Here is an 11,570-nt window from a genome sequence, read left to right as displayed (position 1 = left end):
GCATTTAGCTAATGGATACTAATACTTTTAATCTTGACTGGAAATATTGTCTGCTATTTAAAGGTTCAAAAATTAAATATGGTGATGATGGCATGAGGGATACACCTGTTCCCATACCGAACACAGAAGTTAAGCCTCATTACGCTGATGGTACTCGGAGGGTGACCTCCCGGTAGAGTAAGAAATCGCCAAATAATTAAGACTTAGTCATTTGACTGAGTCTTTTTTAGTATAAAGATACACCTGTCACGGAAAGTCGCCTTCTACGAAGGCTTATCCGCGTTCCCACGCTACTTTCCGGGGCAAATATGCCAAGTCAAGGCATATTTATGTATACCGAACACAGAAGTTAAGCCTAGCAACGCCGATGGTACTCGGTAACTAGCTGTCCGCTTCATTTAGGACTGACCTCCCGGTAGAGTAGGAAGCTGCTGAATAACTAAGAACTAGATTTTTACTACTAGTTCTTTTTTTATTGATTAAACATCTGCTCACGAAAACCCGTTTGCTTCGCAAACTCTCTCGTGCTACCGCACTCAGTTTTCAGCATAAACAATTGTGTCTGAGATACTGGACCCGAAATCAACTGGTATGTTTATATATGCCGAACGCAGAAAACAAGTTCATCTAGCTGATGGAGGAAAGCACTCATCCCACATATTGATGGCTTCATGGGATGGTGACTAAATGAGACTTAGTTTTGAACTGCATCTCGAAACACGTAATAAATTTATAACGTCTTAACTGGAATATAATCTGTATTCAAGAGTGACGTTTTATTTAATTTTGCCTTTTTGTTTTCTTCATTTTATGTTTCTCTCTTTTTTCTTAATTGCTTATAATTCTAAAATTAATAAAAGTATATCAATGCAAGCTTATAATTAGTATTGAGTAAAATAGAAAATAAAAGTAATGATATATGCTTACATATGTAAATAATACTTGACAAGGTTAGTTTACAAGAGTAAACTTATTTTAAGTATTAAGTCTACAATTGTAAACGAAAAGGAGGGAAAGAAAATGGATGCAATAGTATATAATACTCATATCACAGATGCTGAATGGGAAGTCATGCGTGTAGTTTGGGCAAATGATCGAGTAACTAGTGAAAAAGTCATCTCCGTATTGAAAGAAAAAATGGACTGGAAACAATCCACTATCAAAACGATCTTAGGTCGACTAGTTGAAAAAGGCGTACTAAATACAGAGCAGGAAGGTAGAAAGTTTATTTACACTGCCAATATTGAAGAGAAAGAAGCCGTAAGGGATTATACAGAGGATATTTTTAACCGTATTTGCCGAAAAAAAGTCGGAAATGTAATAGGAAACATCATTGAAGATCATGTCTTAAGCTTCGATGATATAGATCGACTAGAAAAAATATTAGAGATGAAAAAATCTTTCGCAGTAGAAGAAGTGGATTGCAATTGTCCAGAAGGACAATGCGAATGCCATTTACATCATCATTAACATAAGGAGGAATAAAAATGAGTAAGAATAAACATATGTTATTAGGTATTGGACTTACAGTCGTATTAACTGCAGTTGGATATATTACATTTTTAGAACCAATGATTAGTTATTTTAAAGTAAACCAGAGTGCAGTTAATATAGATATTCAAACAAGTAAAACAAAAAGTACGCTTCCTATACCACCACTATTAGAGGATAAAAATCCAGATCCTAATATTGCGGATTTTACTTTAGAACCTCAAGAAGGAGAAACTTCATTTTTACCAAATACCAAGACACGAACTATGGGTTACAACGGAAGCTTCTTAGGCCCTGTCATCAGAGTAAGTAAAGGTGAGCAAGTAAATGTGCACGTAAATAACAAGCTCAAAGAAGCAACTACAGTTCACTGGCATGGACTAGAGGTAGAAGGAGAAAAGGATGGGGGCCCTCATCAAGGAATTGAACCAGGAACAACTTGGGGGCCTAGTTTTACAGTAAATCAACAGGCTGCAACATTGTGGTATCATCCGCACTTTGGAGGAAATACTGCTACCCAAGTTTATAAAGGTTTAGCAGGACTATTCTATGTGGATGATGAAGTATCAAAAAGCTTAAATATTCCTAAGGAATATGGAGTAAATGATATACCTTTAGTAATTCAAGATAGAAGCTTTGGCAAGGACGGCAGTTTTATTTATAATACAAATATGATGGATGGAGCAACAGGGTATACTATCATAGTTAACGGAGCTATTAAACCTAATTTAGAGGTTAATAGAGTCAAGATGAGATTTAGAATAGTTAATGGTGCTAATGCAAGTAACTTTAATTTGAAGTTAGATAATAGAGATGGATTCTATCAAATAGCATCTGATGGTGGATTTTTAGAAAAACCGGTTAGCAAGAGAAATATTATGTTATCACCTGGGGAAAGAGCAGAGATAATAGTGGACTTTTCAAAGTATGAAAAGGGAACGCAGCTATCACTTATGAGTAATAAGGAAGCCATTATGACCTTTAATGTTAAAGGCGATGGGAAAGATGATACTGAAGTACCTAGCACTTTAACGAATATAGAAAGAATGTCAGAAGCACAAGCTACTAAGATAAGAAGCTTTGAGCTTCAAGGTATGGGTCACATGGTATCAATAAACGGTAAAAAGTTTGATATGAATAGAATTGATGAAACAGTGAAGCTTGGAGATACAGAGATTTGGGAAATTACAAACCTAGGATCTATGATGCATGAAATGGGGCACCCATTCCATATTCATGGCACACAGGTTCAAGTTCTATCAAGAAACGGTAATGCGCCTTCTCCAGAGGAGAGCGGATGGAAAGATACTGTATATATTGAGCCTAACGAAAAAGTAAGACTTATAGTTAAGTTTAATAAGAAGGGTACTTATATGTACCACTGTCACATTCTTGAACATGAAGAAGCAGGTATGATGGGACAAATTAAAGTAGAATAATAAATAATATTTTATATCTTCATAATGCTCCCACAGTCGAAGAGTCTCTCAAAGAGCTTTAGCAATTCAATTTAATTAAATTTCCCGAATCAGGTGGGATGATGTTAAAAGTAGGTGAGGCAAAATAATATGGAAAATATTAATTTAATAAGTGTCGATGAATATCAAACTTCAGAAAGATTCTATGCATTGCCTAAAATACTTTTTGAGAGTGATCTTTACAAAGAAATGAGATTAGATGCCAAAGTCTTCTATGCAGTATTAAAAGATAGATTAAGTTTGTCTTTTAAAAATAATTGGATTGATGAAGATGGATATGTGTTTTTAGTCTATTCCAATTCTAAACTGATGGATATTTTAAATTGTTCTAAGTCTACTCTGTTAAGAATGAAAAAAGAATTAACACAATTTGGTTTAATTTATGACGTTCAACAATCAACGACCAAGACTGGGAACTTGGAAAATCGTATATATCTAGGTCAATTGAAGGATAACTTCCTTACCCAAAATAACAAAAAAGTTGAAGATTCCCATGTAGAATCTAGAGTGGTGTCAAATTTATACCAGGAGGATGTCAAAATAACACGAGGCTAGTGTCAAAATCAGCCCCTAATGATACTGAAGACAATGAGACTTATTTAAGTGAATATACTAGTTCTAGAAAGAGCTCAAAAAATTCTAAAGAATTTTCTTCGTCTACTAGAGCTGATAATATCTCATCTATTGAAAAATCCGAAAAATATATTGACCCTCAATATTATTCTCTCCTACAGGTAATTGCTGATGGATATAACGGTAAATTTTGCCAACAAGATTTATTCACTGGTGAGTTTTAAAATTATAGTCTAACTCATAAACAAAAAATGATGATAGGACAATACCTCTCTGACGGCTATATAACAAGTCGAGAAATAATTAACGTTATTGAGCGAATATCCTATGACAGTGAATCCCCTTTAGCGTACCTTCTTAAGTCCTTAGAAAATCTCAAGGAAGAAAGAAGACTTGAAGCTAAAATCCTTGCTCATAGAAAAGCTGAAATGGCTTTTTCCGAATAGTAGGAAATCAAATAGATGGGTACTAGGTATTGTAGCAGTTTACCTTTTCTATATTTAGATACTTGAACTCGAGGATATTAATAAGACATGAAATTAAGACAATTAATAGTCGGTAAAATTGAATATTTAGAACAACAGAACAAAAGATTTGATAATTTCCGTGTGTATAGGTTTTTTTCTATTTTTCCGCTTTTTCTCAATTCTTGATTTCCTAAATACGATAAACAATTAAATTGCTCAATAGTGTTCATCATATTTAGAAAATATAATTTTAAAAATAAGGAATTCTAAAATCAATAAAAATAAATCAATGGTAACCTTATAATTAGTATTGGGTAAAGATAGGAAAACAAAGGCAATAATAGTTGTTATATTTATTTAAAAAACAAGATGGTTACATTTATAAAAAAGACTTGACATATTTCGTTTACAATAGTAGACTTATTTTGAACATATTCGTTTACATCTGTAAACAACAAGGAGGAAAGGAAAATGAGCACAATAGAACTTAATACTTCTATCACAGATGCTGAATGGGAAGTCATGCGTGTAGTTTGGGCAAATGATCGAGTAACTAGTAAAAAAGTCATCTCCGTATTGGAAGAAAAAATGGACTGGACACAATCCACTATCAAAACGATCTTAGGTCGATTAGTTGAAAAAGGCGTACTAAATTCAGAACAAGATGGTAGAAAGTTTATTTACACTTCTAACATTGAAGAGAAAGAAGCTGTAAGGGATTACACAGAGGATATTTTTAACCGTATTTGTCGAAAGAAAGTCGGAAATGTAATAGGAAACATCATTGAAGATCATGTCTTAAGCTTCGATGATATAGATCGATTAGAAGAAATATTAGAGAAGAAAAAAGCTTTCGCAGTAGAAGAAGTGGATTGCAATTGTCCAGAAGGACAATGCGAGTGTCATTTACATCATCATTAAGCATAAGGAGGAATTAAAAATGAAGAATAACAATAAACATTCATCCCACAATCACCATGATCACGGCGATATGGATCACTTAAAACACAACAATAACAAAACGGAAAAACATGGAGATCATAAACATCACGATCATCATGCTAATCATGAGCGCGGCGGACATCACGACCATCATGCTGGCCATGACCACGGTGGGCACAGTGGGCATGAGCATCATCATCATGGAAACTTTAAGGAACTTTTCATAAAGTCATTGCCATTAGGAATCATTATTATGCTCTTATCCCCTATGGCTGGGTTTGACCTACCATTCCAGTTTAATTTTCCATATTCTGATATTGTAGTAGCTATTTTATCTACCATATTAATTATTTATGGTGGACGTCCATTCTATCAAGGTGCAGTTGATGAATTTAAACAAAAAGAACCTGGAATGATGGCACTCGTTTCTTTAGGTATAAGTGTTTCATATTTATATAGTGTTTATACTGTTATCACTAGCTACGTAACGGGTGAACAGGTCATGGACTTTTTCTTTGAATTTGCTTCATTACTATTAATCATGTTATTAGGTCACTGGATTGAGATGAAAGCTATTGGAGAAGCAGGAGATGCACAAGAAGAATTGGCTAAGCTAGTACCGAAAGATGCTCATGTCGTATTAGATGACGATTCAATAGAAACACGACCAGTTGCTGACTTAAAGGTAGGTGATTTAATTCGAGTTCAAGCTGGAGAAAATGTGCCAGCAGATGGAACTATCGAGCGTGGAGAATCACGTCTAAATGAAGCTCTTTTGACTGGGGAATCTAAGTCAATTAAAAAAGGACCTGGCGATGAAGTAATCGGGGGCTCAACAAATGGAGAAGGGGTTCTTTATATTAAAGTACTTGAGACAGGTGATAAGTCCTTTATCTCTCAAGTACAGGATTTAATCAGCCAAGCTCAAAGTCAACCTTCTCGTGCAGAAAATATTGCTCAAAAAGTTGCGGGATGGCTGTTCTATATTGCGGTAACTGCCGCACTAATAGCTTTTGTAGTATGGATGCTTATAGCGGATATTCCAACGGCAGTAAAATTTGCTATCACAACATTAGTTATAGCTTGTCCGCACGCATTGGGTCTAGCTATTCCATTGGTAACCGCCCGTAGCACAAGCTTAGGGGCAAGTCGTGGCTTACTAGTAAAAGACCGAGAATCTTTAGAAATAGCTCAAGATGCAGATGTGATGATTTTAGATAAGACAGGCACTTTAACAACTGGTGAGTTTAAAGTATTAGATGTAAAACTTCTTAATAACAAATATACAAAAGAAGAAATCACTGCCTTATTGGCAGGTATTGAAGGAGGGTCTAGTCACCCTATTGCTCAATCAATTATTAGTTTCGCTAAGCAGCAAGGTATAAGTCCAGTATCATTTGATTCAATTGATGTGATTTCCGGTGCTGGTGTAGAAGGTAAAGCCAAGGGCCATAGTTACCAATTAATCAGCCAAAAAGCATACGGACGTAATTTGGGTATGGATATTCCAAAAGGAGCAACTCTCAGTATATTAACAGAAAACGATGATGCCATTGGTGCTGTAGCTTTAGGAGACGAATTAAAACCAACCAGCAAAGAGTTAATACAAGCTCTTAAAAATAACAATATACAACCAATTATGGCAACAGGTGATAATGAAAAAGCAGCTCAAGGAGCGGCAGAAGACTTAGGGATTGAATATAGATCAAATCAATCTCCACAAGACAAGTATGAATTAGTAAAAGAACTTAAAGATGAAGGAAAAAAAGTTATCATGGTAGGTGACGGTGTCAATGATGCCCCTTCTCTTGCCATGGCAGACGTTGGTATAGCTGTCGGTGCTGGAACTCAAGTTGCATTGGATTCAGCAGATGTCATATTGACTCAATCTGATCCAGGAGATATTGAATCATTCATTGAATTAGCACACAAAACAACTCGTAAAATGAAACAAAACCTCTTTTGGGGAGCCGGCTATAACTTTATAGCTATCCCTCTAGCTGCGGGAATTTTGGCCCCTATTGGCTTCACATTAAGTCCAGCAGTAGGAGCAATTCTAATGTCTGTATCAACAGTCATAGTTGCAATTAATGCTATATTATTAAGATTAGACCCAAAATAAAACGACGGTTAGCTTATGGAATAATTGAAACCCCTTATGGAGGAAAGATAGAGTAAATTTAATAATTATTTTTAACGAAAAAAAGGAGTAAGCATAGTGTCTAACACCATGTTTACTCATTTTAAAATATTAAATTGATAGCTTAGCTGCCTTTGAAAGATACGAAGATATTCTCTCCATTGCTGTTAGTGTTTTTTCGTATAGTAAACCACTTTCTGGATCGCATGTCCTATCTCTCATTCTAAGCATATGGTCTAGCCTAAATTTGTCAATATCTTTTTGCATTTTTCTATAGTATATGCCTGTGTTTTTTACTCTTTCTTCCTTTGATATGTCCTTAAGCATCGCTTCTAACATTCCTTCTATAGTATAATTTAAAGTTTGTAAATCTTCGTAGGCTATATTTGTAAAATTTAGTTTTTCTTCTTCTTTTAATTTTGCTACGTCTGCTATGTTTTTAGAATGATCGCCTACTCTTTCTAAGTCACGTGAAATTCTAAGGTAGGAAACGAAGTTTGCTGATGTTTCTTCATCCATTGGCAAGGATAGCGCATCTATTATAAAAGCTGAAATTTCTTTATTTAAATGATTGACTACTTTTTCTGTATGGAAAATCTCATCATATTTGTCATCATCAAAGTTAGTTAAAATATCCATAGCATATTGATAATTTTTACTAACTATATCTAGTAATCTATTAATTTCTGCTCTAACATCTGTGAATGTAGCCTGTGCATCTTTACTCACACTTTTATTGATATATTGTAGGCTCATTTCTTCTTGTTCTTTGTCTTTTCCTGGAATTAAGCTTATAGATAGCTCAGCAAGTTTTTTAGAAAATGGCATAAGTATTATAGTTGTTGCCACATTAAATAGGGTGTGTAAGTTTGCAATTTGTGCTGCTGGCAAGTCTCTTGAAAAACTTAGTACTATTTTATCTATTGGCACAAATACTGAAAGAATTATAAAAATTATTGTCCCTATAATATTAAATAGTACATGGACAAGGGCAGTTCTTTTTGCATTTTTTGATGATCCTAAGGTTGATAGCACTGATGTAATACAAGTTCCGATATTAAAACCAAATACTATATACATCGATGATTTAAATGGGATAATACCTTGATTTGCTATAGCTTGTAATATACCTAGAGCTGCAGATGATGATTGAATAATAGCTGTAATTAATGTTCCTGCAAGTACTCCAAGCAATGGATTTTCAAACTTTGTCATCATTGTAACAAAACCTGGATATTCTCTTAAAGGTTGCATAGCATTGCTCATAAACTCCATACCCATAAATAAGAATCCAATCCCCATTATTGCTTGACCTAAGGATGCTTTTTTATTATCTTTAGAAAATGAATGCAATGTAAAGCCGATGAAGGCAATAATTGGCGCTATTGCTGAAATATTTAAAGCTACAAGTTGCCCTGTAACAGTTGTACCAATATTAGCACCCATTATTATTCCAACTGCTTGGTAAATAGTCATAAGTCCTGCATTTACAAAACCTACAACCATAACTGTAGTTGCTGATGAAGACTGAATGATAGCTGTTACAATAGTACCTACTAGAATAGACTTAAAGAAATTGGAAGTCATTTTTTCTATGATGACTCTTAGTCTATCTCCTGCTACTAGCTCTAATCCATTGCTCATCATTTCCATGCCATATAAAAATATGGCAAGTCCTCCTAGCAACCCGATAAAATAATTAATTGACATAAACCCTCCATAATCGTTCATTATTTTTATCTAATATGTAATTATAAAATTTATAGTCCTAACCCCTTAGGCTTATAAATTTTAGGGAATACTAAAAAATAGCCCATAACTAATATTTTACCATATTATAAATTTTAATTCTTTGAGTAGTACATCTTATAAATTTAGGCCTATAAATTTGAAAATATTTGCTATATATTTTATAATGTAGCTACTAATGAAAGGAATATCTTATGGCTAGTTTTAAAATAAAATGGGCTGGGTTGGGACTTGCTTTTACAATTGTTTTTCCAAGTATTGCCTATGCTTCAGATGTAATAAATTATGATGATAGTGACTTAGATCAAGTATTTATTGATAATAATATTGAATACGATAAAGAAGCTGTTGAAAAAAGAAAGGCGGAGTATTTAACTGATTCTAATAATAATATAGCACCTGATTATGAAGTAGAAGAAGTAATTATCTCTGAAGAAATTGGAGTAGATGATGAGGGAAATGTAGAAAAAGTAATAACTAAAGAAACTCATCTTGAGGACACAAATCCTGCGCCTATTTATTCAAAAACTCCTGTTTATAAAAAGGTTGTAGATGTATCTGAGCACCAAGATCCTAATAAAATCGACTATAATAAATTTGCAAATGACATAGATGGTGCAATCTTAAGAACATCAATTACAGATGCTGAAACTTTAAAAATTCGAAAAGATTATAATGTAGAAAGACATTATAATGAACTAAATAGTAGAAATGTACCTATAGGTTTTTACCACTATTCAAGAGCTATAAATCAAGCAGAAGCTCTAATAGAAGCAGATTATGTATATAATATTATAAAAAGTAAAAATGTATCCTTACCAGTTTATATAGATATAGAGGATAATAAGAGGCAAACTAAGGCCAGCAAGGGAGAAATATCAAGTGTAGCTGAAACCTTTGTAAAATCCTTGCAATCAAGAGGTTATATAGCAGGTATATATTCTTACCCATGGTTTGCCGAAAACTATTTGACTCGCGATGTAAGAAATAAATATGAATTTTGGGTAGCAGACTATGATTCCAAACATTTTACAACTTATAACCAATCAGACTTTGATTCTTGGCAATATACCCATAAAGGAAAAGTAAGTGGCTATAATGGTGATATTGATATGAGTGTCCTATACAAAGACTATCCATATATGATAAAAGGTATTTCAAAAAAGCCGATGTATATATTAATTGATGAAATCCTAGCTGGTAAATGGGGTGTAGGAGCGGAAAGACAAAGAAGACTCACCTATGCTGGGTATAATTACAATATAATTCAAAATGCAGTCAACCATAGACTGGCTAATTCATAAAAAAGGAGAAAATAATGGCAGAAATTAAATATGATATAGTTGAAACTTTAGGAGTACTTTCTGATAATGGCAAGGGATGGACTAAAGAATTAAATCTTGTAAGTTGGAATGATCGCGAACCAAAATTTGATATCCGTGATTGGAACGAAGATCACACAAGAATGAGAAAAGGTGTGACCCTAACTAATGAAGAAGCAGAAGTACTTTTTAACGTTTTAAGCGAAGAATTTGGTGAATAAATAAGAGACCTTAAGAATTAATTTTCTTAAGGTTTTTCTTATCTAAAGTTTTAAATATCAAGCTTTTGGAGTATATTTAAAGTTAGGTGATATAATGATTTATTTGGATAATGCAGCAACTGCAATAAAAAGAGAAGAGATAATAAAATATATATTAGATAATACAAATGACTTTGATGGTAATCCAGAAAGCACCCATGCTATGGGAAGAAATGCAAAGATGATTTTAGAAGAAGCTAGGAGAAAAATAGCAGCTTCTATTGGTACTAATCCTAAAAATTTAATATTTACATCTGGGGCAACTGAGGTAAATAATACAGTAATAAATGCCTTTAAGGATAGCGAAATAATAACAACGTCCATAGAACATGATTCTATTTTAAATAGCATAGGCAGAGAAAAAGCGATTTTACTTAACGTTGATAAAAACGGACAAATTTCCCTAGAGGATTTAAAAAATAAAATAAATGATCAAACAAAACTTGTTGCAATCATGTTTGTAAATAACGAAACAGGATCTATAGAACCAGTAAAAGAGGTTGGAGAATATCTATCTGATAAAGAGATATGGTTTCATATTGATGCTGTGCAAGCTTATGGCCATGTAGATATTGATGTTGAAGAATTAAAATGTGATTCACTAGCTATATCAGGTCATAAAATAGGTGGACTAAATGGATTCGGAGCCATGTACTTAAGAGAAAGCCTGCCATCTTTTATGAAAGGTGGAGAACAAGAAAAAAATCGTCGTGCTGGAACATCCTTTGTAGCAGGAGCCTACTCCATGGCAGAAAGTTTTCCAAAAATGATAGAAGAACGAGAAAAAATCAGAGAATTAAAAGAATACTTTGTAAAAGAACTTTCTGAAACTGACATAAATTTCGAGTTAAATGGGGATATAGAAAAAACTTCTACCCACATTTTAAATATTTATTTTGCCGATTATAAGTCAGACTTTTTACTAACATATCTTGATATGAACGGGATATGTGCATCAGCAGGATCAGCTTGTCGAGCAGGTAGTTTTTTACCTAGCCATGTCATTACAAATATGTATGATGAAAATAGGGCAAATCATTCCATAAGATTTTCCTTTGGATATCAAAATGAAAAAGAAGAGATAGATAAGGTCATAGAAGTTTTATCAAATTTATAAGATCAGCCACTAGGGCTGATTTTTTTGTGCA

At 33.6% G+C, this 11,570-nt stretch carries 10 protein-coding genes and 1 rRNA gene; 10 read left to right on the top strand and 1 reads right to left on the bottom strand.

Annotated features, from left to right (window positions below; all coding sequences use genetic code 11):
• The first annotated feature begins 77 nt into the window (after positions 1-77).
• The 7 genes from rrf to ACCQ40_RS04530 all read left to right on the top strand — a co-directional run bounded on the left by rrf (position 78) and on the right by ACCQ40_RS04530 (position 7,073).
• Positions 78-194 (top strand): 5S ribosomal RNA (gene rrf, locus ACCQ40_RS04560).
• Between the two features lie 826 nt (positions 195-1,020).
• Positions 1,021-1,470, top strand: coding sequence for a CopY/TcrY family copper transport repressor (locus ACCQ40_RS04555; protein ID WP_410032797.1), 450 nt, complete (start codon positions 1,021-1,023; stop codon positions 1,468-1,470).
• A 17-nt stretch (positions 1,471-1,487) separates the two neighbouring features.
• Positions 1,488-2,930: a multicopper oxidase family protein gene (locus ACCQ40_RS04550; RefSeq protein ID WP_410032796.1), complete on the top strand. Its 1,443-nt coding sequence runs from the start codon at positions 1,488-1,490 to the stop codon at positions 2,928-2,930.
• A 129-nt stretch (positions 2,931-3,059) separates the two neighbouring features.
• Positions 3,060-3,524 carry a replication initiator protein A gene (locus ACCQ40_RS04545; RefSeq protein WP_207635482.1) on the top strand — a complete coding sequence of 155 codons (465 nt, stop codon included), beginning with the start codon at positions 3,060-3,062 and terminating at the stop codon, positions 3,522-3,524.
• A complete protein-coding gene (locus ACCQ40_RS04540) occupies positions 3,524-3,766 on the top strand; it encodes a hypothetical protein (RefSeq protein ID WP_394020059.1) in 243 nt (80 codons plus the stop codon). The genes ACCQ40_RS04545 and ACCQ40_RS04540 overlap by 1 nt, the downstream gene beginning before the upstream one ends.
• A 714-nt stretch (positions 3,767-4,480) precedes the next feature.
• Entirely contained in the window at positions 4,481-4,930 is a 450-nt protein-coding gene (locus ACCQ40_RS04535) for a CopY/TcrY family copper transport repressor (RefSeq protein WP_394020061.1), read from the top strand.
• Between the two features lie 19 nt (positions 4,931-4,949).
• A complete protein-coding gene (locus tag ACCQ40_RS04530) occupies positions 4,950-7,073 on the top strand; it encodes a heavy metal translocating P-type ATPase (RefSeq protein WP_410032795.1) in 2,124 nt (707 codons plus the stop codon).
• Between the two features lie 129 nt (positions 7,074-7,202).
• Here ACCQ40_RS04530 and ACCQ40_RS04525 read toward each other — a convergent pair whose 3' ends face one another.
• Entirely contained in the window at positions 7,203-8,801 is a 1,599-nt protein-coding gene (locus ACCQ40_RS04525) for a Na/Pi cotransporter family protein (protein WP_410032794.1), read from the bottom strand.
• Between the two features lie 233 nt (positions 8,802-9,034).
• Here ACCQ40_RS04525 and ACCQ40_RS04520 point away from each other — a divergent pair, with 233 nt between their 5' ends.
• The 3 genes from ACCQ40_RS04520 (at position 9,035) to ACCQ40_RS04510 (ending at position 11,539) form a co-directional block, all read left to right on the top strand.
• Positions 9,035-10,144, top strand: a complete 1,110-nt coding sequence (locus tag ACCQ40_RS04520) for a GH25 family lysozyme (protein ID WP_410032793.1) — start codon at positions 9,035-9,037, stop codon at positions 10,142-10,144.
• 14 nt (positions 10,145-10,158) lie between these two features.
• The gene (locus tag ACCQ40_RS04515; RefSeq protein WP_394011972.1) at positions 10,159-10,383 is read left to right on the top strand and encodes a YdbC family protein; all 225 of its coding nucleotides are present in this window, start codon (positions 10,159-10,161) and stop codon (positions 10,381-10,383) included.
• Between the two features lie 94 nt (positions 10,384-10,477).
• Positions 10,478-11,539, top strand: a complete 1,062-nt coding sequence (locus ACCQ40_RS04510) for a cysteine desulfurase family protein (protein WP_410032792.1) — start codon at positions 10,478-10,480, stop codon at positions 11,537-11,539.
• Positions 11,540-11,570: the final 31 nt, after the last annotated feature.

This window comes from Anaerococcus cruorum (assembly GCF_046365495.1).
GTDB classification, from domain to species: Bacteria; Bacillota; Clostridia; order Tissierellales; family Peptoniphilaceae; genus Anaerococcus; species Anaerococcus cruorum.
This window is presented reverse-complemented; position numbering and strand designations above follow the sequence as displayed.